Annotated in this window: 24 protein-coding genes, 1 tRNA gene and 2 pseudogenes; 8 read left to right on the forward strand and 19 right to left on the reverse strand. The window is 63.4% G+C overall.

Translation table 11 applies throughout. From position 1 onward, the window contains the following. Positions 1-7: 7 nt before the first annotated feature. A complete protein-coding gene (locus PSm6_RS03080) occupies positions 8-259 on the reverse strand; it encodes a sulfurtransferase TusA family protein (protein ID WP_021221412.1) in 252 nt (83 codons plus the stop codon). Positions 260-364: 105 nt separating this feature from the next. On the opposite strand from PSm6_RS03080, the gene PSm6_RS03085 reads away from it, so the two are divergent. Beyond that, entirely contained in the window at positions 365-1,798 is a 1,434-nt protein-coding gene (locus tag PSm6_RS03085) for a M48 family metalloprotease (protein ID WP_021221413.1), read from the forward strand. 55 nt (positions 1,799-1,853) lie between these two features. Here PSm6_RS03085 and nadA read toward each other — a convergent pair whose 3' ends face one another. From nadA to aspS, 16 genes are all read right to left on the reverse strand, one after another. Next, positions 1,854-2,912 carry a quinolinate synthase NadA gene (gene nadA / locus PSm6_RS03090; RefSeq protein WP_043243095.1) on the reverse strand — a complete coding sequence of 353 codons (1,059 nt, stop codon included), beginning with the start codon at positions 2,910-2,912 and terminating at the stop codon, positions 1,854-1,856. 235 nt (positions 2,913-3,147) lie between these two features. Beyond that, positions 3,148-3,223: transfer RNA gene (locus tag PSm6_RS03095), tRNA-Lys, on the reverse strand. Between the two features lie 58 nt (positions 3,224-3,281). Further along, complete coding sequence (gene queC / locus PSm6_RS03100) at positions 3,282-3,956, reverse strand: 7-cyano-7-deazaguanine synthase QueC (protein WP_021221415.1); 675 nt, start codon at positions 3,954-3,956, stop codon at positions 3,282-3,284. A gap of 1 nt (position 3,957) precedes the next feature. After that, positions 3,958-4,605, reverse strand: coding sequence for a 7-carboxy-7-deazaguanine synthase QueE (gene queE, locus PSm6_RS03105; RefSeq protein ID WP_043243098.1), 648 nt, complete (start codon positions 4,603-4,605; stop codon positions 3,958-3,960). Between the two features lie 125 nt (positions 4,606-4,730). Beyond that, positions 4,731-5,552 (reverse strand): tol-pal system protein YbgF, encoded by an 822-nt coding sequence (ybgF, locus tag PSm6_RS03110; protein WP_043243099.1) that lies wholly within the window; start codon positions 5,550-5,552, stop codon positions 4,731-4,733. A 6-nt stretch (positions 5,553-5,558) separates the two neighbouring features. Continuing rightward, entirely contained in the window at positions 5,559-6,056 is a 498-nt protein-coding gene (gene pal, locus PSm6_RS03115) for a peptidoglycan-associated lipoprotein Pal (RefSeq protein WP_111263836.1), read from the reverse strand. Between the two features lie 55 nt (positions 6,057-6,111). Then, positions 6,112-7,413, reverse strand: coding sequence for a Tol-Pal system beta propeller repeat protein TolB (gene tolB / locus PSm6_RS03120; RefSeq protein ID WP_265169515.1), 1,302 nt, complete (start codon positions 7,411-7,413; stop codon positions 6,112-6,114). Further along, positions 7,410-8,414, reverse strand: coding sequence for a cell envelope integrity protein TolA (gene tolA, locus PSm6_RS03125; RefSeq protein WP_265169516.1), 1,005 nt, complete (start codon positions 8,412-8,414; stop codon positions 7,410-7,412). Before tolA ends, tolB begins: the two co-directional genes overlap by 4 nt. After that, positions 8,414-8,872, reverse strand: coding sequence for a protein TolR (gene tolR, locus PSm6_RS03130; RefSeq protein ID WP_021221421.1), 459 nt, complete (start codon positions 8,870-8,872; stop codon positions 8,414-8,416). The genes tolA and tolR overlap by 1 nt, the downstream gene beginning before the upstream one ends. A gap of 33 nt (positions 8,873-8,905) precedes the next feature. Further along, positions 8,906-9,601, reverse strand: a complete 696-nt coding sequence (gene tolQ, locus PSm6_RS03135) for a protein TolQ (protein ID WP_021221422.1) — start codon at positions 9,599-9,601, stop codon at positions 8,906-8,908. Positions 9,602-9,603: 2 nt separating this feature from the next. Continuing rightward, complete coding sequence (ybgC, locus tag PSm6_RS03140) at positions 9,604-10,050, reverse strand: tol-pal system-associated acyl-CoA thioesterase (protein ID WP_021221423.1); 447 nt, start codon at positions 10,048-10,050, stop codon at positions 9,604-9,606. Positions 10,051-10,142: 92 nt separating this feature from the next. After that, positions 10,143-11,195 (reverse strand): Holliday junction branch migration DNA helicase RuvB, encoded by a 1,053-nt coding sequence (gene ruvB, locus PSm6_RS03145; RefSeq protein ID WP_021221424.1) that lies wholly within the window; start codon positions 11,193-11,195, stop codon positions 10,143-10,145. A gap of 6 nt (positions 11,196-11,201) precedes the next feature. Continuing rightward, positions 11,202-11,804: a Holliday junction branch migration protein RuvA gene (ruvA, locus tag PSm6_RS03150; protein ID WP_031288464.1), complete on the reverse strand. Its 603-nt coding sequence runs from the start codon at positions 11,802-11,804 to the stop codon at positions 11,202-11,204. A 21-nt stretch (positions 11,805-11,825) separates the two neighbouring features. Next, positions 11,826-12,350, reverse strand: coding sequence for a crossover junction endodeoxyribonuclease RuvC (gene ruvC, locus PSm6_RS03155; protein WP_021221426.1), 525 nt, complete (start codon positions 12,348-12,350; stop codon positions 11,826-11,828). A gap of 61 nt (positions 12,351-12,411) precedes the next feature. After that, positions 12,412-13,161: a YebC/PmpR family DNA-binding transcriptional regulator gene (locus PSm6_RS03160; protein ID WP_021221427.1), complete on the reverse strand. Its 750-nt coding sequence runs from the start codon at positions 13,159-13,161 to the stop codon at positions 12,412-12,414. Positions 13,162-13,224: 63 nt separating this feature from the next. After that, positions 13,225-15,000, reverse strand: a complete 1,776-nt coding sequence (gene aspS, locus PSm6_RS03165) for an aspartate--tRNA ligase (protein ID WP_021221428.1) — start codon at positions 14,998-15,000, stop codon at positions 13,225-13,227. A 225-nt stretch (positions 15,001-15,225) separates the two neighbouring features. Here aspS and PSm6_RS03170 point away from each other — a divergent pair, with 225 nt between their 5' ends. The 6 genes and pseudogenes from PSm6_RS03170 (at position 15,226) to PSm6_RS03190 (ending at position 19,775) form a co-directional block, all read left to right on the forward strand. Beyond that, positions 15,226-16,332 carry an HD domain-containing phosphohydrolase gene (locus tag PSm6_RS03170; protein WP_265169517.1) on the forward strand — a complete coding sequence of 369 codons (1,107 nt, stop codon included), beginning with the start codon at positions 15,226-15,228 and terminating at the stop codon, positions 16,330-16,332. A gap of 85 nt (positions 16,333-16,417) precedes the next feature. Continuing rightward, positions 16,418-17,236, forward strand: a complete 819-nt coding sequence (locus PSm6_RS03175) for an SDR family oxidoreductase (RefSeq protein WP_043243102.1) — start codon at positions 16,418-16,420, stop codon at positions 17,234-17,236. 134 nt (positions 17,237-17,370) lie between these two features. Continuing rightward, a complete protein-coding gene (locus tag PSm6_RS03180) occupies positions 17,371-17,841 on the forward strand; it encodes a Dps family protein (protein ID WP_265169518.1) in 471 nt (156 codons plus the stop codon). A 105-nt stretch (positions 17,842-17,946) separates the two neighbouring features. After that, positions 17,947-19,013: pseudogene (locus tag PSm6_RS03185) on the forward strand (GGDEF domain-containing protein). A gap of 159 nt (positions 19,014-19,172) precedes the next feature. Then, positions 19,173-19,496 (forward strand): annotated as a pseudogene (locus tag PSm6_RS30270) (cold shock domain-containing protein membrane protein); the annotation flags it as partial. A 54-nt stretch (positions 19,497-19,550) separates the two neighbouring features. Continuing rightward, positions 19,551-19,775 (forward strand): cold shock domain-containing protein, encoded by a 225-nt coding sequence (locus tag PSm6_RS03190; RefSeq protein WP_164488216.1) that lies wholly within the window; start codon positions 19,551-19,553, stop codon positions 19,773-19,775. Positions 19,776-19,828: 53 nt separating this feature from the next. On the opposite strand, the gene PSm6_RS03195 is transcribed toward PSm6_RS03190, so the two are convergent. Together PSm6_RS03195 and PSm6_RS03200 are read right to left on the reverse strand one after the other, a co-directional pair. Beyond that, on the reverse strand, positions 19,829-20,038 hold the full coding sequence (locus PSm6_RS03195; protein ID WP_021221434.1) for a SlyX family protein: 210 nt from the start codon (positions 20,036-20,038) through the stop codon (positions 19,829-19,831). After that, positions 20,035-20,466, reverse strand: a complete 432-nt coding sequence (locus tag PSm6_RS03200) for an HIT family protein (protein ID WP_265169519.1) — start codon at positions 20,464-20,466, stop codon at positions 20,035-20,037. The genes PSm6_RS03195 and PSm6_RS03200 overlap by 4 nt, the downstream gene beginning before the upstream one ends. A gap of 815 nt (positions 20,467-21,281) precedes the next feature. Between PSm6_RS03200 and PSm6_RS03205 the strand changes: the two genes are divergently transcribed. Continuing rightward, positions 21,282-22,640: an OprD family porin gene (locus PSm6_RS03205; RefSeq protein ID WP_043243107.1), complete on the forward strand. Its 1,359-nt coding sequence runs from the start codon at positions 21,282-21,284 to the stop codon at positions 22,638-22,640. Positions 22,641-22,719 lie beyond the last annotated feature (79 nt).

Raw genomic sequence — 22,719 nt, forward strand, 5'->3', positions numbered from 1 at the left:
GAGAAATTCAGGCCTTGCGCAGCCAGTAGCGATAGGTCCCGCCCTGCTCTTCCTCGTGCAGCAGCACGTGGCCGGCGAGGCGGGCGAAGGCGCGGAAGTCGCGTTGCGAACCGGCATCGGTGGCGGTGACCTTGAGCACTGCGCCACTGGCCAGACGGTTGAGTTCCAGCTTGGCCTTGAGCAGCGGCAAGGGGCAGTTGAGCCCGCTGGCGTCGAGTTCGGCGTCGAAGGTATCGGGAGCGCCGGTGGCGTCTGTCATGGGTGTTCTCCAGGAGGGCGCCTAGGATACAGAAGCCCGCGCAACCCTGGCCAGCCGACCGGGCGGGAGGCTACAGTTAGCGCTTTGCCGACAAGAGCCCTGTGCATGAATCCGCTGCGCCCCACTCTGCTGACGCTTGCCTGCCTCCTCGCATCGCCCGTGATGGCCGATGACCTGCCGTCCCTCGGCGACTCCAGTTCGGCCATCGTCTCCCCGGAACAGGAACACCAGCTGGGCCGCGCCTGGCTCAGCCTGCTGCGCGGCCAGGTGGAACAGCTCCCGGACCCGCAGCTCAAGGACTATGTCGAAACCAGCGTCTACCGCCTGGCCGAAACCAGCCAGTTGCAGGACCGTCGCCTGGAATTCGTGCTGCTCAAGAGCCCGCAGCTCAACGCCTTCGCCGCGCCGGGCGGCATCGTCGGCGTCAACGGCGGCCTGTTCCTCTATGCACCGAACGAAGCCGAGTACGCCTCGGTTCTCGCCCACGAACTGGCTCACCTGTCGCAACGCCACTTCGCACGCGGCATCGAAGCCCAGCAACGCATGCAGATCCCGGTGATGGCGGCCATGCTGGCCGGTATCGTCGCGGCCGCCGCAGGCGCCGGTGACGCGGGCATGGCAGCGATCATGTCGACCCAGGCCGCCGCGATCCAGGAGCAGCGCCGCTTCTCCCGGCAGAACGAACAGGAAGCCGACCGCATCGGTCTGCTCAACCTGGAAAAGGCCGGTTACGACCCCCGCGCCATGCCCAACATGTTCGAGCGCCTGATGCGCCAGTACCGCTACGACTCCAAACCGCCGGAATTCCTCCTCACCCACCCGGTGACCGAGTCGCGTATCGCCGACACCCGCAACCGTGCCGAACAGGCGCCACCGGGCGGCGTGGAGAACAGCCTGCGCTACCAGTTGATGCGCGCCCGCGTGCAGCTGATGTTCGAAGAAACCCCGGGGATTTCCGCCAAGCGCTTCCGCGCCATGCTCGACGCCGATCCCAAGCTGGATGCCGCGCGCTACGGCCTGGCCATTGCGCAGATCAAGAACGGCCAGCTCAACGAGGCGCGTGAAGGCCTGGCGCAATTGCTGGCCAAGTCGCCCAACGAGATCGTCTACAACCTCGCCCAGGTGGACCTGGACATCACCGCCAACCGTCTGCCGGACGCGCAGAAACGGGTCGACCGACTGCTGGGCCTGTACCCCAACAACTACCCGCTGAAGCAGGCGCGCAGCGACCTGATGCTCAAGCTCAACAAACCCCAGGAAGCGGAGAAAATCCTCGACGGCCTGGTGAAGTCCCGGCCCAACGACCCGGACGTCTGGTACCAGGTGGCCGAAGTACGCGGGCTGGCCGGCAACACCATCGGCCTGCACCAGGCGCGCGCAGAGTTCTTCGCCCTGGTCGGCGACTACGACCAGGCCATCGAACAGCTGGATTTCGCCAAACGCCGCGCCACCAACAACTTCCCGCTCGCCTCGCGCATCGATGCACGCCAGCAGGAGATGATCGAGCAGCAGAAGACCATCAAGCAGATGATGCGCTGACAGCAAGCGCACACGAAAAAGCCCGGACAGGTCCGGGCTTTTTTGTGCGTGCCGATCAGGCGTTGCCGGCGAGCTTCAACCGTGCGGCCTGGGTGAAGTCGAGCATGCGCTTGAGCGGCTTGATCGCCCGGGGCACCAGCGCGGCATCGACGAAGATTTCGTTGCTGCCTTCGCGCAGGCACTGCAGGGTGCGCTCCAGGGTGTTCATGGCCATCCAGGGGCAGTGCGCGCAACTGCGGCAGGCAGCGCCATTGCCGGCGGTAGGCGCTTCGATGAACTGCTTGTCCGGGCACAGCTGCTGCATCTTGTAGAAGATGCCGCGGTCGGTGGCGACGATGAACATTTTGTTCGGCAGGGTTTGCGCAGCCTTGATCAGTTGGCTGGTGGAACCCACCGCATCGGCCAGTTCAATGACCGCCTCGGGCGATTCCGGGTGGACCAGGATGGCCGCCTCCGGGTACAGCGCCTTCATGTCTTCGAGCTGCTTGGCCTTGAACTCCTCGTGGACGATGCAGGCACCGTCCCAGAGCAGCATATCGGCACCGGTCTCGCGCTGGATGTAACGGCCCAGGTGCTGGTCCGGCGCCCAGATGATCTTCTCGCCGTTGTCCATCAGGCTCTCGACGATCTCCAGCGCACAGCTGGAGGTCACCACCCAGTCGGCCCGGGCCTTCACCGCCGCGGAGGTATTGGCGTAGACGACCACGGTGCGCTCCGGATGCTGGTCGCAGAACGCCGAGAACTCGTCCACCGGGCAACCCAGGTCCAGGGAGCAGGTCGCTTCCAGGGTCGGCATCAGCACGCGCTTTTCCGGGTTGAGGATCTTCGCCGTCTCGCCCATGAAGCGCACGCCCGCCACCAGCACCGTCTTCGCCGAATGCTGGTTGCCGAAGCGGGCCATCTCCAGCGAGTCGGACACGCAACCACCGGTTTCCTCGGCCAGGGCCTGGATCACCGGGTCGCAGTAGTAGTGGGCGACGAGCACTGCATCCTGCGCCTTCAGCTCGGCGGCGATGTCTGCACGCAGCTGCGCCTCTTCATCAGCCGAAAGCTGCCGGGGCTGCTTGGCGGCGAGGTGGGCCTGGACGAGAAAACGTTCGGAGAGATGAGACATGTCTGCGGGACCTGCGAGCGCACTGCGCGAAAGCCTGTTGGGTCACCGCCCCGCCAAGCCAGGGGCCATGCGGTTCGGGGCGCGGATGATAACGCAGATTAACGCCAATGGGCATGGCTGCGGGAGAGGCCATCCGTCCCCCGATGAGGGGGGGACCATACTTTTCGGCGGACAAACGAAAAGCGGGAAGACCTTTCGATCTTCCCGCTTCCGTTGCTCCTCGCGGAGCCTTGTATGGTGGGTCGTGTAGGATTCGAACCTACGACCAATTGGTTAAAAGCCAACTGCTCTACCGACTGAGCTAACGACCCGACGCGGAGCGCATAATACTGATTTTATTCAGGAATTCAACACCCCACCGAAAATATTTCAGAAATATCTCGTAGGATCCTGCACCCCAGCCGCTTCGAAGCCGGCTGCACGCAGGCGGCAGCTGTCGCATTTGCGGCAGGCGCGGCCTTCGTCATCGGCCTGGTAGCAGGACACCGTCAAAGCGTAGTCGACGCCAAGCTTCATGCCCGCCTGGACGATATCCGCCTTGCTGAGGTTCTGCAGCGGCGCCTGGATGCGGAAACCATCCCCTTCCACCCCGGCCTTGGTCGCCAGGTTGGCCATGCGCTGGAAGGCCTCGACGAACTCGGGGCGGCAATCCGGGTAGCCGGAATAGTCCACGGCATTGACGCCGATGAAGATATCCCGCGCGCCGAGTACTTCGGCCCACCCCAGGGCGAGGGACAGGAACACGGTGTTGCGTGCCGGCACATAGGTGACCGGGATGCCTTCGGTAGGGGCTTCCGGCACATCGATGCTGCTGTCGGTCAGGGCCGAGCCACCGATGCCATCGAGATTGAGGCCAATCACCTTGTGTTCGACCACACCCAACTGGCGGGCCACGCGTTCGGCCGCCTGCAGCTCGGCACGGTGACGCTGGCCGTAGTCGAAGCTCATGGTGTAGCAGGCGTAGCCTTCAGCACGGGCCATGGCTACCACGGTGGCGGAGTCCAGGCCGCCGGAGAGGAGGATTACCGCTTTCTTGTCGCTCATATCAATGTCCCGGCTCGTCGTTCCAGAGGATCTTGTGCAATTGCAGCTGCAGGCGCACCGGCAGGTTGTCGGCCACTATCCAGTCCGCCAGGTTCCGCGCGCTCACCTGCTGGTGGCTGGGCGAGAACAGCACCTCACCGGCACGCTGCTCCAGGCGGTACTCGATCAACTTGGACACGGCCCAGTCGTAGTCCTCGCGGGAACAGATGACGAACTTCACCTGGTCGTTGCTGGTCAGCAGGGCCATGTTCTCGTAGCGGTTGCGCCCGACTTCGGCGGAGCCCGGCGTCTTCAGGTCGACGACACGGCTGACGCGGGTGTCCACGGGGGCGATATCCAGGGCTCCGCTGGTCTCCAGGGAAACCTCGTAGCCGGCATCACAGAGCCGTTGCAGGAGCGGGATGCAGTTGGGTTGCGCCAGCGGCTCACCGCCCGTCACACAGACGTAGCGGGGCTTGTAGGCGGCTACCTGGGCGAGGATGTCGTCCAGGGTGTGGATCTGGCCGCCATTGAAGGCGTAGGCGGTGTCGCAGTACTGGCAGCGCAGGGGACAGCCGGTCAGGCGCACGAATACCGTCGGCAAGCCGGCGGTACGCGTCTCCCCCTGCAGCGAGTAGAAGATCTCGGTCAGTCGCAGGGTCTGTTGCATAAGGGCCACGGGCGTGACGGCTAAACAGGCCATCCGCCTCCGTTGCTGGAAGAAAATATGAGGGCGGCGATTCTAAACGAAAAAACCCGCGACAGGCGCGGGTTAATCGATGCTCGGGGCGTGGATCAGGGCAGGCGCTGAAGGTCCCGCTGCGCCAGCTGGGCGGCGGAGCTGCCCGGGTACTGGGCGACGACCTGCTTGAGGATGCCCTTGGCCTTGTCGGTGTTGCCCAGGCGCTGCTCGACGTCGGCGAGCTTGTAGAGGGAATCCGGCACCTTGGCGTGCTGCGGATAAACCTGGCTGACCTTGGCGAAGGCCTGGCCGGCGCCCTGCAGGTCGCCCTTGGCGAGGTTCACCTCACCCAGCCAGTACTGCGCGTTGCCGGCGTACTGGCTGTTGGGGTACTTGCGCAGGAAAGCGCCGAAGGCCTGGCTGGCCTTGTCGAAATCCTTGGCTTTGATCAGGTCGAAGGCGGCGTCGTAGTACAGCTTTTCCTTCGCCGGATCGCCCGGTTCGGTGCTGGCCGCCGGCTGTTGTGCCGGAGCCGAGGGGGTGCCGGCGGCGTTGATCGCGCCATCGGCAGGGGGATTCTGTTGTGCGGCTGGTGCGCCCGCTGCGCCCGCATTCAAGCGGCTATCCAGATCCTGGTAACGCTCCAGCGATTCACGCTTGAGCTGCTGGATCTCGTTCTGCTGTTCTTCGACCATCCCGCGCAGGCGGGCAGTCTCTTCCTGCATCTGTTGCAGCTGCATGAACAGCTCGCCTTGCGCGGACACCGGGGCCGAAGCCCCGGATCCGGCATAGGCGCCAGTCGTGCCATAACCAGCGGGCGGGTAACTGTTGCCGTAACCGGCATCGTTTCCGTCCACCACGGGAACCTCAGCAAAGGCGGCCAGGGGCAGGCTGCTGAGGGCCAATACAGTCAAAGCACGACGGCACTTACGCATATCGAATTACTTACGCAGTTCGACGCGACGGTTCTGAGCCCAGGACTGCTCGTCGTTGCCAGTGGCAACCGGACGCTCTTCGCCGTAGGAAACCAGTTCCAGCTGAGCCGGGGAAACGCCCTGCAGAACCAGGTAGCGCTGAACGGCCTTGGCACGACGCTCGCCCAGAGCCATGTTGTACTCGCGGGTGCCGCGCTCGTCGGTGTGGCCTTCCAGAACGACGCGAGCGCCGTTGCCTTTCAGGTCCTTGGCGTGTACGTCCAGAGCGCGCATGGCTTCCGGCTTCAGGTCGGAGCTGTCGTACTCGAAGTAGAAGGTGGTGATGGCGCGCAGAGCAGCTTCTTCGCTCAGGCTGCCGTCAACACCGCTGTTGCCGCTGTTGTAGCCAGCGTTCGGGTCTACAGCGCCCTGGCCGGAATCGTCGCCGCCCTTGGAGGAGCAACCAACTGCAACAGCCATGGCCAGAGCCAGAGCAGCGAACTTACCGAATTTAATCATTTCCATCATGTAACTCCTAATGAGCCCCAGTGTGTTTAGCAAAACAATAGTGGATACCGCGTCAGTTCAGGTACGGCGACCAGGACGGTTCGCGGATATCGCCTTGAACGGTTGGAATCGGGAGTCGCACGTGCCCGTTTGTGGACACGAGCATCAGGACTCCCCGGCCCTGCTGGCGGGTGGCGTAGATTAGCATGGTGCCGTTTGGCGCAACAGTGGGCGAGTCATCCAGAGTGGTGCCGGAAAGGATGCGCGGAGCACCGCCACGCACCAGGTCCATGGCCGCCACCTTGAAGTTGGTGAAGCCGTCCTGGCGGTGGATCATCACCAGGGTCTTTTCATCAGCCGAGAGCTTCGGGTTGGCGTTGTAGTTGCCCACGAAGGTAACGCGCTGCGGCTCGCCGCCGTTGATGTTGGTCTTGTAGATCTGCGGCTTGCCGGCGCGATCCGAGGTGAAGTAGATGGTCTGGCCATCGGCGCCCCAGAAGGGTTCGGTGTCGATCGCCATGTGATTGGTGACGCGGCGCAGCTGGCGGCTGCCCAGGTCCATCACGTAGATCTCCGGGTTGCCGTCCTTGGACAGCACGAACGCCAGGCGATTGCCTTCCGGCGACCAGGCCGGCGCGCCGTTCAGGCCTTCGAAGTTGGTGATCTGCTCGCGACGACCGGTGTCGACGTGCTGGATGAAGATGCGTGGACGCTTCTGCTCGAAGGAGACATAGGCGATGCGGCGGCCATCCGGCGCGTAGCGCGGCGAGAGGATCGGCTCACGCGACTGCAGCAGGGTCACGGCGCGCTGGCCGTCATAGTCCGAGCGTTGCAGGGTGTAGCGGGTGTTGTTCACCGAGAAGCGCTCTGCGGTCACGTAGAGCATGCGTGTGGAGAACGCCCCCTTCACGCCGGTGAGCTTCTCGAAGGACTGGTCGGCCACGTAGTGCGCCATGTCGCGCAACTGATCGGTGGAGCCGCTGACGCTGCCGGCGAACACCTGTTGCTCGGTGGCGACGTTGAACAGGGCGAACTGCACCTGCAGACGACCGCCGGCGGGGGCGATGCTGCCCACCAGCACGTACTGGGCGCCGAGGGCCTTCCAGTCGCGGTAGATCACTTCGCTGGCCTGGGTCGGCAGGCTGATCATGTTCTGCCGAGGGATGGGCTCGAAGAAGCCGGAGTTGCGCAGGTCATTGCCGATGATCTCGGACATGTCCTCGGGCAGGACGTTACCGCCTTGCCAGCCGAAAGGCACGACGGCGATGGGTGTTGCGCTGTCCCGCCCGCCGGTAATCACGAGCGGATCAGCGGCCTGCACGGTACCGACCAGCATGGTCAGGCCGAGCAGGACGATACGTATCAGAGTGTTCACAGACCTAAATCCTCCGGTTTGAAGACGACGCGACGCTGCCTGTACATCCTGTCAAAGGTAGCGCGATCCAATTGTTGCATTTCAGGGATGCGCCCGACGCTGCGTACCGCGGCCACCGCGGAGCTGTCGAAGGGCCCATCGCCACTTGAACGGGTGACGCTGGCGTTGGTGATGGTGCCGTCGGGCAACATCTGAATCAGCAACTCGACGCTCATGCCCGGGCGGGTCGACAACGGCTTCTGCCAGTTCTCGCTGATCAGCTTGATGATCAAGTCATCGAGGCTGCCGGCAACCTGGTCGCCCACCTCGTCAGCCAGGGTCTGCTCACGCTCGACGGTGTCGGACAGCAGGTCGGCGAGTGCCGCGGCCTTCTTGTCCTCGGTCGACTTGCGCTTGGCCTCCTCCGCTGCCTTTTTCTTCGCGGCTTCGGCGGCGGCCTTCTTCTTCGCATCCTCGGCAGCCTTCTTCTTGGCGGCCTCGGCTGCAGCTTTCTTCTTCGCTTCTTCAGCGGCTTTCTTCTTGGCCTCGTCGGCAGCCTTTTTCTTGGCTTCCTCTTCGGACTTTTTCTTGGCGATGTCGGCCTGCTGCTTCTTGGCCTCCTCAGCTTTCTTGGCGTCGTCGGCCTTCTTGGCTTCAGCCGCCTCTTCCGCTTTTCGAGCTTCGTCGGCTTTCTTTTGTTCCGCAGCCTTGGCGGCAGCGACCTTCTGCTGCTCCAGCTTCTGCTGCTCGGCCTTCTTCTGCTCCATCTGCTCGGTTTCGTACTGCGGAGCAGCGGCTTTCTTGGCTTCGCCGGCGATCTTCTGGTTGGTCTGGGTGGTCGCCTGGCTCTGCGATTTCAGCTGATACAGCGTAGCCTGCACGATGGGGCGCGCCGGCGGCAGTTCAGGGGTGAAGGCGAAACTGACGAACAGCGTGCCGAAGATCAGCACGTGCAGGCCTATGGCCCAGACCGCGGGCCAGAAATAGCTTTCCGATGGGGAGCGTTCGCTCTGCTGCTGCATCAGGGCGCCTCGGTGATCAGCCCGACATTACCCACGCCGGCCTGCTGCAGGCCGCCCATGACGGCCATCACGGAGCCGTAGTCGACGGCCTTGTCGCCACGCACGAAGACCTGGACCTTCTTACCCTGGCTGGTGTTCTGACTCATGATCGCCGTGACCGCCTGGACCAGCTGCGGCAGCGTACTGGACGTCTCGCTGGCCTTGCCCTGATCCGGGTCCACTTCCTCGCCCATGTTCCAGTAGTAGCTTTTGTCGGCCTTGATGGAGATGGTCAGCACCCGGGAGTCGTTGTCCTGGGGCAGCGCCTCGCTGGAGACCTTCGGCAAGTCGACCTTGACGCCCTGGTTGAGCATGGGCGCGGTCACCATGAAGATGACCAGCAGCACCAACATCACGTCGATGTAGGGCACCACGTTCATCTCGGCGACCGGCTTGCGTTTGTGGCGAATTCTGGCCATGGCGTGAAACCTGTCCTCTATTGAACCTGCGTCTTATTCGTCGCTGGTGTGCACTTTGCGGTGCAGGATGGCCTGGAACTCGTCGGCGAAGGTGTAGTAGCGACTGATCAGGGTCTCACCACGCGCGGCGAAGCGGTTGTACGCGATGACCGCCGGGATCGCCGCGAACAGGCCGATGGCTGTAGCGATCAGCGCCTCGGCAATGCCGGGGGCCACGGTGGCCAGGGTCGCCTGCTGCACCTGAGCCAGGCCGCGGAAGGAATTCATGATCCCCCAGACGGTGCCGAACAGGCCGATGTAGGGGCTGGTGGAGCCGACGGTGGCGAGGAACGGCAGGCTCTGCTCGAGCTTCTCTTCCTCACGGGAGATGGCCACACGCATGGCGCGGGCCACGCCTTCCATCACCGCGTCCGGGTCGACGCCGGGCTGCTGGCGCAGGCGGGAGAACTCCTTGAAGCCGGCACGGAAGATCTGCTCGACGCCGGAATCCGGGTCCGGGTTGCTGCCGGCCTGGCGATACAGCTTGGACAGGTCGATGCCCGACCAGAAACGCTCCTCGAAGGACACGAGGGATTTCTTGGCCGCGCGCAGCAGGTTGCTGCGCTGGAAAATCATGATCCACGAGGTGACCGAGGCGGCCACCAGAGTGAGCATGACCAGTTGCACCACGATGCTGGCGTTGCTGATCAGGCTCCACATGGAGGTATGGTCGACGACGTTGGCTTCCACGCTTAGTCTCCTGCAGGGGATTGGCCCGGTACGGCGGCGAAGGCTGAACGCAGCGCTTCGGGGATCGCCCGGGGTTTCAAACTGTCGGCGCGCACACAGGCCACCAGGAACTGCCCTTCACAGAGCAGCGCATCATCCGTAGCCCGCCTCACCTGTTGACGAAAGCGCAGGCTGGCACGGTTCAATTCGATCACTTCGGCGCTGATGGTCAGCTCGTCGTCGAGCCTGGCGGGGGCGTGATAACGCGCCTCGGCCGAATGCACGACGAACAACAGGTTCTCCCCGACCAGCTCGGACTGGGCAAAGCCCAGGCTCCGCAGGCATTCGGTTCGAGCCCGTTCCATGAACTTGAGGTAGTTGACGTAATAGACGATGCCACCGGCATCGGTGTCTTCGTAATAGACGCGGCTCCGATGCACGAAAGGCTGGGCCCCATTTTGCGCGCGCATACTCTAGTGCTTACTCCAAAGGTTGCCAATCAGGCCGGGTAACTGTTTTTTTCATCCCCGGCCCCCGCCGCTCGCTTCGACAGCGATTTCCCTTATTCGTCCCCCGCCCCGGAGAAATCATCAGCGGGCGGCTCGACCATGCGCCTGGGCAGGTTCAACCCGAAATGCAGGTAGGCATGGCGGGTGACCACACGCCCACGCGGCGTGCGCATGATGTAGCCCTGCTGGATCAGATAGGGCTCGAGAACATCCTCGATGGTGTGACGTTCCTCACTGATCGCCGCCGCCAGGTTGTCGACGCCTACCGGGCCACCGTCGAACTTGTCGATCATCGCCAACAGCAGACGCCGGTCCTGGTGGTCGAAGCCACGTTCGTCGACATCCAGCAGGTTGAGCGCCTGGTCGGCAATGACCCGGGTGATCTGCCCCTGGCCACGGACTTCAGCGAAGTCACGCACGCGGCGAAGCAGGCGGTTGGCGATGCGCGGTGTACCACGGGCGCGGCGGGCGATCTCGAAGGCGCCCTCCGGCTCGATGTGCAAGCCGAGGATGCCGGCAGAGCGGGTGACGATGCTGGTCAGGTCCGCAGTGCTGTAGAACTCCAGGCGCTGGACGATGCCGAAGCGGTCGCGCAGCGGGTTGGTCAGCATGCCGGCGCGCGTGGTGGCGCCGACCAGGGTGAAGGGCGGCAGGTCGAGCTTGATCGAGCGAGCCGCCGGGCCCTCGCCGATCATGATGTCGAGCTGGAAGTCCTCCATCGCCGGGTACAGTACTTCTTCGACGATGGGCGACAGGCGGTGGATTTCGTCGACGAAGAGCACATCGCCGGACTCGAGGTTGGTCAGCAGCGCCGCCAGGTCACCCGGGCGCTCCAGCACGGGGCCGGACGTGCTCTTGATCGAGACGCCCATTTCCTGGGCGATGATGTTGGCCAGGGTGGTCTTGCCCAGGCCCGGCGGGCCGAAGATCAGCGTGTGATCGAGCGCCTCGCTGCGCCCGCGGGCCGCCTGGATGAACAGTTCCATCTGCTCACGCACGGTCGGCTGGCCGACATAGTCGGCGAGGCTCAGCGGGCGGATGGCCCGGTCCAGCTGCTCGTCGCGGTCGCGGCTGCTGGCGGTTATCAGGCGGTCTGCTTCGATCATGCGGTGTTACACCATTCCTTTCAGGGCACGGCGGATCAGTTCTTCGCTGGAAAGCCCTTCTTCCTTGATGGCTGCAACGGCACGGCTGGCTTCCTGGGGCTTGAAGCCCAGGGAGATCAGGGCGCTGAGCGCATCGTTTTCGGCGCTAGAGGCGGCAGCCTTGAGCGGCTCCACCACCAGGGTGGAAATGCTCGGCATGGTTTCCCAGGCCTTGAAACGGTCCTTCAGCTCCACCAGCAGGCGCTCGGCGGTCTTCTTGCCGACCCCGGGGATCTTCACCAGGGTCGAGGTGTCCTGGGCCTGCACGCAACGCACCAGCTCATCCACTTCCAGCCCGGACATCAGCGCCAGGGCCAGCTTCGGGCCAACGCCGTTGAGACGGATCAGCTCACGGAACAGCTCACGCTCGCGCTTCTCGAAGAAGCCGTAGAGCAGGTGCGCATCCTCACGCACCACCAGATGGGTGTGCAGGGTCACGGGCTCGCCGGTCGAGGGCAGGCGGTAGAGGGTGGTCATGGGCACTTCCAGCTCGTAGCCGACGCCGTTGACATCGAGAATCAGGTGCGGCGGCTGTTTTTCCGCCAGGGTGCCACGCAAACGTCCAATCACGAAGTGCGTCCTTATATGGGGTTACAAACGGAGCCGCCCGCCACGGCGCTTGGCGGTTGCCAGGCCATGGGGAATCAGGCTCTGCCGGTGGTGCGCATGGCACAGGGCGATGGCCAGGGCGTCGGAGGCGTCGATCTGTGGCTTCTGCACCAGCTTGAGCAGGTGCATGACCATCATCTGCACCTGTTGCTTGTCAGCGCCGCCGGTGCCGGCGATGGCCTGCTTGACCTGGCTGGCGCTGTACTCGGCCACCTCCAGCCCTTCCTCGCTGGCCGCGACTATGGCGGCACCACGAGCCTGGCCCAGCTTGAGGGCGGAGTCGGCGTTGCGCGCCATGAACACCTTTTCGATGCCCATGGTCACCGGCCCGTAGGTCTGGATGACCTCCCGCACGCCACGGAAGACGATCAGCAGGCGCTCCTGCAGTTCGCCGCTGCCGGTGCGGATGCAGCCGGAAGCGATGTATTCACAGCCGCGCCCGGTATCGCGAACCACGCCGTAACCGGTGATGCGCGAACCAGGGTCGATACCGAGGATCAGGGTCATTGGCGCTCTATATCAGGTGCCCAAGTAAAAAAGCCGAAGCGTCGGCTCCGGCTTTTTCGTGTCAGCCCAACTGGGCCATCACATCGTCGGGGATGTCCACGTTGCTGTAGACGTTCTGCACGTCGTCGAGGTCTTCGAGCATGTCGATGAGCTTCAACACCTTCTGTGCGGTTTCCACATCGGTGATCGGCGCGCTGATCGAGGGGATCATCGCCACTTCTGCCTCGTCGCCCTTGAAACCGGCGGCGGTGAGCGCTTCGTTGACGCTGAGGAAGTCGGCGAAGGAGGTGTACACCTCGACCGAGCCGTCTTCAGCGGCAACCACGTCATCGGCACCCGCTTCCAGCGCGGCTTCCATCAGGGCGTCTTCATTCACGCCAGGGGCGTAGCTGATCTGGCCCTTGCGGTCGAACATGTAGGCCACCGAACCGTCGGTTCCGAGGTTGCCGCCACACTTGCTGAAGGCGTGACGCACTTCAGCGGCGGTGCGGTTGCGGTTGTCGGTCATGGCTTCGACGATGATCGCCACGCCGCTCGGCGCATAACCCTCGTAGCTCAGCTCGACCATGTTGTCGGCTTCGTTGGAGCCGGCGCCACGGGCGATCGCGCGATCGATGGTGTCGCGGGTCATGTTGGCGGTGAGCGCCTTGTCCACGGCCAGGCGCAGACGCGGGTTGTCCGCCGGGTTGCCACCGCCATGCTTGGCGGCAACGGTCAGCTCACGGATGAGCTTGGTGAAGATCTTGCCGCGCTTGGCGTCCTGGCGCTCCTTGCGGTGCTTGATGTTGGCCCATTTGGAATGACCAGCCATATCTGACTCCGTGCTTGCTAGGTGGCGGCGGCGCACCGGGCGCCACCGTCGGGATGGAACGGTTTACTCGGCCTTGGGCTGTTCGCGCAGGCGGATGTGCAGTTCGCGCAGTGCCTTGCCATCCACGCTGCCCGGAGCCTGGGTCATGACGTCGCCGGCGCTCTGGGTTTTCGGGAAGGCGATCACTTCGCGGATCGACGCAGCACCGGTCATCAGCATGACCAGGCGATCCAGGCCGAAGGCCAGGCCACCGTGCGGCGGAGCACCGTACTTCAGCGCATCGAGGAGGAAGCCGAACTTCTCTTCCTGCTCGGCATCGTCGATGCCCAGCACGCGGAACACGGCCTGCTGCATGGCCTTGTCGTGGATACGGATGGAGCCGCCGCCCAGTTCGGTGCCGTTGAGCACCATGTCATAGGCACGGGACAGCTTGCCGGCCGGGTTGGCCTCCAGCTCTTCCGGGCTGCACTTGGGCGCAGTGAACGGGTGGTGCAGGGAGGTGAGGCTGCCGTCGTCGTTCTCTTCGAACATCGGGAAGTCGACGACCCACATCGGCGCCCATTCCTTGGTGAGCAGGTTGAGGTCATGGCCGACCTTGATGCGCAGGGCACCCAGGGCGTCGCAGACGACCTTGGCCTTGTCGGCACCGAAGAACACGATGTCGCCATCGACCGCACCGACGCGATCGAGGATCACGTTGAGGTTCGGCTCGGCGATGTTCTTGACGATCGGCGACTGCAGGCCGTCGATACCGTTGGCGCGCTCGTTGACCTTGATGTAGGCCAGGCCCTTGGCACCGTAGATGCCGACGAACTTGGTGTAGTCGTCGATCTGCTTGCGCGGCATGCTCGCCCCGCCCGGAACGCGCAGTGCGGCAACGCGGCCTTTCGGATCGTTGGCCGGGCCGGAGAAGACCTTGAATTCAACGTCTTTCAACTGGTCGGCAACGTCCACCAGTTCCAGCGGGATGCGCAGGTCGGGCTTGTCCGAGCCGTAGCGGCGCATGGCTTCTTCGAAGGGCATGTGCGGGAACTCGTCGAACTCGACGTCGAGGACTTCCTTGAACAGCTGGCGAACCATCTTCTCGGTGATGGCGATGATATCGCTCTCGTCGAGGAAGCTGGTTTCGATGTCGATCTGGGTGAATTCCGGCTGACGGTCGGCACGCAGGTCTTCGTCGCGGAAGCATTTGGCGATCTGGTAGTAGCGATCGAAGCCGGCAACCATCAGCAGTTGCTTGAACAGCTGGGGCGATTGCGGCAGGGCGAAGAAGTTGCCCGGGTAGGTGCGGCTCGGCACCAGGTAGTCACGCGCGCCTTCCGGAGTCGGGCGACCGAGGATCGGCGTCTCGACGTCGAGGAAGCCGTTCTCGTCCAGATAGCGGCGAATGCTGCTGGTGATGCGCGCGCGCAGCTTCAGCTTGGCGGCCATTTCCGGGCGACGCAGGTCGATGAAGCGGTAGCGCAGACGGGTCTCTTCGCCCACGTCGGAGTATTCGTCCAGCGGGAAAGGCGGGGTCTCGGCCTGGTTGAGGACTTCGAGCTCATAGCCCAGCACTTCGATACCGCCGGACGCCATGTTGGCGTTGACCGCACCGGCCGGGCGCGGACGCACCTTGCCGGTCACCTTGACGACGTACTCGCTGCGCACGCGGTCAGCCTTGGCGAAGGTCTCGGCGCGATCCGGGTCGAACACCACCTGGGCCAGGCCTTCACGATCACGGATATCGAGGAAGATGACCCCGCCATGGTCACGGCGACGGTGGACCCAGCCGCAAAGGGTGATTTCCTGGCCGTCCAGGCTCTCGTTCAGTTGGCCGCAATAGTGGCTGCGCATCATGGTCGTGTTTCGCTTCTCTTGAGTCTTGAATTCGTCGGGCCGCCAGTGTGCGTGCCGTCGATGACCGCGAACGGGCTGCGAATCGCCGCCGGGCATCGGGACCACACTGCCGCTGGCCAGGGACCGGTGGCAAAGGGGCGGATTATATATGGTTAATCGACACCGCGCAGCCGCCCGCCGGAAGCCTTTCTATACTGAAGGGCCCAAGCCGGTGGAGGACCATCCATGGCCACGCCTCGCCCCGTCGACATCACCACGGACCTGCTGGACGACTTCCGCCAGGAGACACGTGAGCAGTTCTCCCGCTGCGAGCACCTGCTGATCGAACTCGAGCGCCATCCCGATGACGACGAGCGCCTGCGCGAGCTGTTCCGCCTGGTGCACACGCTCAAGGGCAACCTCGGCTACGTCGGGCTGGACCGACTGAACACCCTGCCCCAGGCCCTGGAGGATGTGCTCGCCCAATTGCGCGAAGGCACCCTGGTGTTCGACAGCCTGCTGGGCGACATCCTCCTGCTGCTGCAGGACCGCCTGCGCCTGCAGATCGAACAGGCGCTGAAGGGCGACACCCGCGAACCGGCGGACATCCGCTCACTGAGCAAAGCCCTCAAGGCACTGGCCAATGCCCCCGAACAGCGCCAGGCGGAACTGCGCAGCGCGCTGCTGCATCGCCTGGACCCGAGCACGCGCCTGCTGCCCCCCGAACCCGAAGCGAAGAACACTGGCCCCCTGGCCCGCCACGGCCTGGAAGACGAACCCGACCTGCGGTTCTTCGCCGAGCTGATGCTGGCGGCGGAGAACCGCTCGCGCTTCTGGCTGGGCCGTGGCCAGCGCCAGCTGGAACTCGCCCTGGCGATGAACGAGCGCGCCGGGCGCCCCGTATCGCCCCGCCAGTTGGCCGCAGCCGTGTGCCTGCACGACCTGGGCATGGCGCTGCTACCGCTGGAGCTGCTGCACAAGCAGGAGCCACTCAACCATGACGAGCGCCGGCGCATGCAATCCCACCCGCGCATGGGGGCGGAACTGCTCAAGCGCATGCCGCAATGGGAAGACGCCGCCGAGATCATCCTGCAGCACCAGGAGCACGCCGACGGCAGCGGCTACCCCAAGGGCCTGCATGAAACGGAGATCAGCCCCGGCGCACTGATCCTCGACATCGTCGACACCTTCGACGCCCGCACCCATGAGCGTGCCCACCAGACACTGAGCAAACGCCCACTGCTGCGCGCCATCCTGGAGATCAACGGCCTCGGCGGCAGCCAGTTCAGCGCCTACTGGGTCAATATGTTCAACCTCTGCCTGCAGGAAGACCCCGCCCTCGCCCACCTTTGATTCGGTTGTCGCCCCCTCGCCCCCTGACTAAGCTGCCCACGCAGCCCGGCCACCCGTGACGGGGCAGAACCAACAAGGAGTCCAGATGCAGGCGCTAGCAGGGAAAGTCGCAGTGGTGACGGGAGCAGGATCAGGCATCGGCCGCGCACTGGCTCACCAACTGGCCGCCGAAGGCTGCCACCTGGCGCTGGCCGACCTCGACCGGGAAAACCTCAGCCAGGTGGCCAGTGAACTGCAACGCGACGGGCTGAAGATCACCACCCACCCGCTGGATGTCGCCGAACGCGCGGCTGTCTACGCCTTCGCCGACGAGGTGCTGGCCGCCCACGGCAGCGTGCAACTGGTGATCAACAATGCCGGCGTCGCCCTTTCGCAAACGATCGCGGAGCTGCGCTACGACGACTTCGAATGGATCATGAACATCAACTTCTGGGGCGTGGTACACGGCACCAAGGCCTTCCTGCCGCACCTGCTGAAGAACAACGAAGGGCAGATCGTCAACGTCTCCAGCATTTTCGGCATCATCAGCCTGCCCACCCAGGGCGCCTACAACGCCAGCAAGTTCGCCGTCCGCGGCTTCACCGAGGCCCTGCGCCAGGAGCTGGCGCACACGGGAGTGAAAGCCGCCTGCGTGCACCCCGGCGGCATCCGCACCAATATCGCCAAGGCCGCACGCTTCTACCAGGGGCCCGACGGCCGCCAGGACGCCGCCCGTGCAGCAGCGCAGTTCGACAAGGTGGCCCGCACCACACCCGACGAAGCCGCCCGGGTGATACTCGACGGCATTCGTCGGCAGCACCCGCGCATCCTGATCGGCGCCGACGCCCGCCTGCTCGACCGCATCCAGCGGCTGCTGCCGGCCAGCTACCCGCGAATCCTGGCGAAACTGCTCGGTCGTCGCTGACGTTATCGACGGCCGATAGCCTCTACGCATCGCAACGATTGATATAAGCCAAGGCAGACCATGGGGCGCTCTATGCTAGGCTCTGCCGCATCACGGGCCCTAGCCAGGCCCTGGCCACTGAGAGGAGTAAAGGCATGGAAATCAATATCGGAATCGCCGAACAGGATCGCGCAGCTATCGCCGAGGGCCTGTCCCGCTTGCTGGCGGACACCTACACCCTCTACCTCAAGACCCACAACTTCCACTGGAACGTCACCGGGCCGATGTTCAACACCCTGCACCTGATGTTCGAAGGGCAGTACACCGAACTGGCACTGGCCGTGGACTCCATCGCCGAGCGCATTCGCGCCCTGGGCTTCCCGGCACCAGGCACCTACGCCTCTTATGCGCGCCTGTCGTCGATCAAGGAAGAAGAAGGCGTACCCGCTTCCGAAGACATGATCCGCCAACTGGTGCAGGGCCAGGAAGCCGTTGTACGCACCGCCCGCGGCATCTTCCCGCTGCTGGACAAGGTCAGCGACGAGCCGACCGCCGACCTGCTGACCCAGCGCATGCAGGTCCATGAAAAGACCGCCTGGATGCTGCGCAGCCTGCTCGCCATCTGATCACGGAAAATCTCCAGCAAAGGCCCGGTTCTCCGGGCCTTTAGCTATGCGCAAAAGCCTGCCTGAACTATGCTCTGGCAATCCGCTCCCGACACAGTGACGCGAATGAGTCAGCCGCCGAAAACACCCCTGCTCATCGAGCTGTTCCCCGAAGAAACCCGCGAAGCAGCCGAGTTGCTCAAGCAGGCGGTACCCCTCATGGTGCGCCACGACATTCCGCCGAATCCGGTGCACTACGCCCTCTGGTACACCTATAGCAAAGGCCTGGAGCCCGACCTCAACCGGCGCCTCGACAAGATCGTCAAGGACTTCGACAGTTTTCCCCCGGAATCCGCGATCAAGCTGTACCGCGACTACATCATCCGTGGCGAGCTGGACGCCGCCCGCGCCGGGCAACAGCAGGTCATCGAACTGGTGGATGACATCGAATCCGGCGTTACCCGCAGCGTTGTCGGCAGCACCGCCTACCAGCACAGCCTGACCCTCGGCCTCGCCGCCCTGCACGACCCGATCATCGACGACCTGCCCGGTGTCCTTGGCGAGCTGCAACAGAGCACCCAATTGATGCAAGAGCAGCAGGAACAGTTCCTCTATCGACTGCGCGCCGCCCAATCGGAGATCCAGAACCTGCGCAACCAACTGGAAAAAGCCCAGATGGCCGCCACCCTGGACAGCCTCACCCAGGTGTTCAACCGCCACGCCTTCACCCGCCTGCTGGAACAGGCACTGGCCAACAGCCACGACGGGCTGGCCCTGGTGATGCTGGATATCGACCACTTCAAGCAGTTCAACGATCACTTCGGCCACCCCCTGGGTGACCGGGTGCTGCAGCACGTCGGCCAGTTGCTCCGCGAACTGCTCCCCCCCGTGCCATGGCGGCCCGCTATGGCGGCGAAGAGTTCTGCGTAGTACTGCGGGACTGCTACGACCTGGCCACCGCTCACCAATTCGCCGAAAACCTGCGCCTGAAGTTCCAGTCGCTACGGGTCAAGGTGCGCCGTACCGACCAGGTCCTCGACACCATCACCGCCAGCTTCGGCCTGGCCCTGGCAGAGCCCGGCGACAACCTGGAAAGCCTGCTCACCCGGGCGGACGACGCCCTCTACCAGGCCAAGCGCAACGGCCGCAATCAGGTCCACCCCCAGGCCCCGGAAGCGGCGCTAACCGCTTGATTTGAGTAGCCCTCCTCTTTGCTGTTAAATACGGCCCGGTGCTCCCGGCCTCAAGTTGCCGAGGCCCGGAAACGACCCCCAGATCAGCCTTCCGTAAACCGGAACCGCTGCCCGGATGGTCCTTCCGACGCGAGCGTTATCAAGGTGAGTCCATTGAATATGTTGAAGATCGTCCATCTGCTGACGGGCGCTGCTGCGCTCCTGTTGTCCTTCGTCCCTAGCCTGCGCACCGACGCCCTGCCCTACCTGCAACAACCCGATGCCCTTTATCTGGCACTGCTCGGCCTGCTCAACCTGCTGCTCGCGCCCGTCGTACCGGCCTGGGCCAAGGGCCTGCGCAACCAATTGCAAGGCGTCGTCTCCGCCCTGCTGGTCCTGGCCGTGGTCCTGCAGACCCTGAACCTGCTCGCGCCGCTGTCCACCATCGGCAACCAGCCGGCCATCCTCCTCAGCCTGCTGACCGCCATCGCCGCCGTGCTGCTTCACCTGGCGATCAACCTGCGCAAGGTCACCCAGGCCGTCCCCCTGCCCCAGGACATGTCCAACCGCGAGACCGGCACGGTCAAGTGGTTCAACACCTCCAAGGGCTTCGGCTTCATCTCCCGCGACTCGGGCGATGACATCTTCGTGCACTTCCGCGCCATCCGCGGCGAAGGCCACCGCGTCCTGATCGAAGGGCAGCGCGTCGAGTTCTCCGTCATGCAACGCGACAAGGGCCTGCAAGCCGAAGACGTTATCGCCGCACTGCCTGGCCGCCGCTAAGCCAGCCACCAAAGAAAAGCCCGCCAGATGGCGGGCTTTTTCATTCACTCGATTCAATAGTGGGGGGGCGGCACGTCGTCATCACCACCGCCACCAAACTGCCCGATCAGTTCCTCCTGGCGCTTGGCCAAGGCAGCCAGTTGCAGCTGCAAACGCTCCACGACCCGCTGCTGCATGACCAGCACATCGTTGAGCGCCTGGATGGTGTCGTCCTGGAACGCCAGGCGGGTTTCCAGTTCGTTGATGCGCTCCTCAAGGCTCATGGCTGAACCTCAGCGAAACGGAAATCATCGGTAAGCACCAGGCGCAGCTTGGCCATCACCTCGTCGACTTGCTCCGCCGTATAGGGCTGCGCTGGATGCCGCCCCCACACCGGAGCGGGCCAGGCAGCATCTTCACGACGACGCGCGATCACATGCATATGCAGTTGGCTGACCACGTTGCCCAGGGTGGCGACGTTCATCTTGTCGGCGCCGAAGTTGTCCTTGAGCACCTCCGCCAAGCGAGTGGTTTCGCTCCACAGGCGCAGTTGGTCATCAGCATCGAGCTGGAACAGCTCGCTGACGTCCTCACGACGGGGCACGAGAATGAACCAGGGGTAGTGCACGTCATTCATCAGTAGCAGACGGCACAGTGGGAAATCTCCGACCTGCAGGCAATCCTGCTGCAGTCTCTGATCCAGGGCGAACATAACGACCTCTCCTGTTCTTCCGGGTGTAACCCAAGCTTAATCCCGCCCCGGCGACAGACAAAACAGCGCGAGACAGGAAACGGCGCGCAGGATACCCAAGGAAAGATTCCGGCGGAACCGTAAGCCCTTCTATATAAGGAGGCGCACGCATGCTGGCGCCCTGCGTCCTGAAAGTGCGCAGCGGTTACCGCAACGCACCAAAATCGCACACAGAGTCAAAGACCGTTACCCCACGCCACACTCGCCCCATCACGGGGCATGGCCCTAGCGAAGCCAACGCCACACCGCAACCCCCGGAAAGCATGAGAACACCCGCCATCCCCCAGGCTGACAGGCTGCACGGCAGAGCCGCCGGGCAACACCGGCCCGCCCCGAACGAGCCATCCGCCACACTGCGGCAAAATTTCCAGGCAGAGGACCCACTTTGAGCACGCTTGTTGCTTTAGAGGGAACAAGGTCGTAGCAGGCACCCGCAAGTGCCCGTACCCCGCCTTCGAAGTGCCGGCAACAGGCTGTCAAACAGCCATCAGCAGCGTGCAGTGAATGTAGGACGGAAGTGCAGGCTTAGTTGTGCTAAGTGCCCGCCCAGACCGCATAAAAATACGAAACGAAGGGATTGCAAGGCGAAAACTACGAATATGCGACATGCTCACACTGAATTTGCGACATGGCCGTGAAGAATTCGTAAGGAATAGAGTTGAACTATCGCCAACATAGACGTCGTGCTATAAGTTAGCGCCGACACAAAAAGAAAGAACCGCCTTCAACATATAAGAAAGCGGCGAGAATCTTCAAAAACCAAAGGAGCAATCACAATGCAAGTGATGAAGTGGAGCGCACTGGCCCTGGCCGTGACCGCCGGTACCACCCAACTGGCATTCGCCAGCGCCCAGGACGAATCCAAGGGCTTCGTTGAAGACAGCAAGCTGTCCGTTCTGAACAAGAACTACGCCTTCTACCGCGACTTCCGCAACAATGGCGTAAACAACGGCGGCAGTGCTACCAATCAGAACTACCGTAACGAGTGGGCCCACGGCATCCTCGCCAACTACCAGTCGGGTTATACCCAAGGTACCGTCGGCTTCGGCGTCGATGCTCACGGCGCGCTGGGCATCAAGCTCAACAGCGGGGGTGGCACCTCCGGTACCGGCCTGATGCCGATCGGCAGCGACGGCAAGGCTCAAGACGATTACTCCTACGCTGGCGGTGCTGTAAAAGTTCGCGTATCCAACACCGAACTGAAATACGGCAACCTGATTCCGACTGCTCCAGTTTTTGCTACTGGCACGGCTCGCCTGTTCCCCGGCTCCGCTGAAGGCTTCCAGATCCTCAGCAGCGAGCTCGAAGGCCTGACCCTCGACGCCGGCCACTTCACCTCGATTCGTGACGGCAGCCTGTCTACCAACAAAGACGGCGACATCACCCTGGCTTATGGTGGCGCAATCGACGCTAAGAGCGCGGATTACGTAGGTGGCACTTACGCAATCTCTGATCAGCTGTCCGTTAGCCTTTACGGTGCAGAGCTGGAAGATATCTATCGCCAGTACTACGCCAACGCCAACTACAGCATCCCCCTGTCTGATGACCAGGCTCTGGGCTTCGACTTCAACATCTACCGCACCCTCGACGAAGGCCAGTCGAAAGCTGGCGAGATCGAGAACACTGCATTCTCCCTCGCAGCCTCTTACTCGATCGGCGCTCACAAGCTGACCCTTGCTCACCAGCGCGTTAATGGCGACGAGCCGTTCGATTACATCGGCATGGATGGCGGCAACTCTGGCGACTCCATCTTCCTGGCCAACTCCGTGCAGTACTCCGACTTCAACGCCCCGGGCGAGAAGTCCTGGCAACTGCGCTATGACCTGAACATGGCCACCCTTGGCGTTCCGGGCCTGAGCTTCATGGCTCGCTACATCACCGGTTCCGATGCAGACGGCACCAAAGCCGATCCGAATGGCGCCTACGCTGGTGCGTTCGGTGAAGACGGCAAAGAGTGGGAACGCAACTTGGAAGCCAAGTACGTAGTCCAGGACGGCCCGGCCAAGGATCTTTCTGTCCGCATCCGTCACTCCACCTGGCGAGCCAACAACGACATGGGCGGCTTCTACTCTAGCGGCAGCAGCGCTGTGGACGAAGTTCGCGTCATCACCGAGTACCCGCTGGACATCCTGTAACACAGGCCCAGCTGTTACTTCGATACAAAAGAGCCCGGCTTATGCCGGGCTCTTTCTTTATATAGATGCCTATACATAC

Origin of the sequence: Pseudomonas solani, assembly GCF_026072635.1 — a bacterium.
Lineage (GTDB): Bacteria > Pseudomonadota > Gammaproteobacteria > Pseudomonadales > Pseudomonadaceae > Metapseudomonas > Metapseudomonas solani.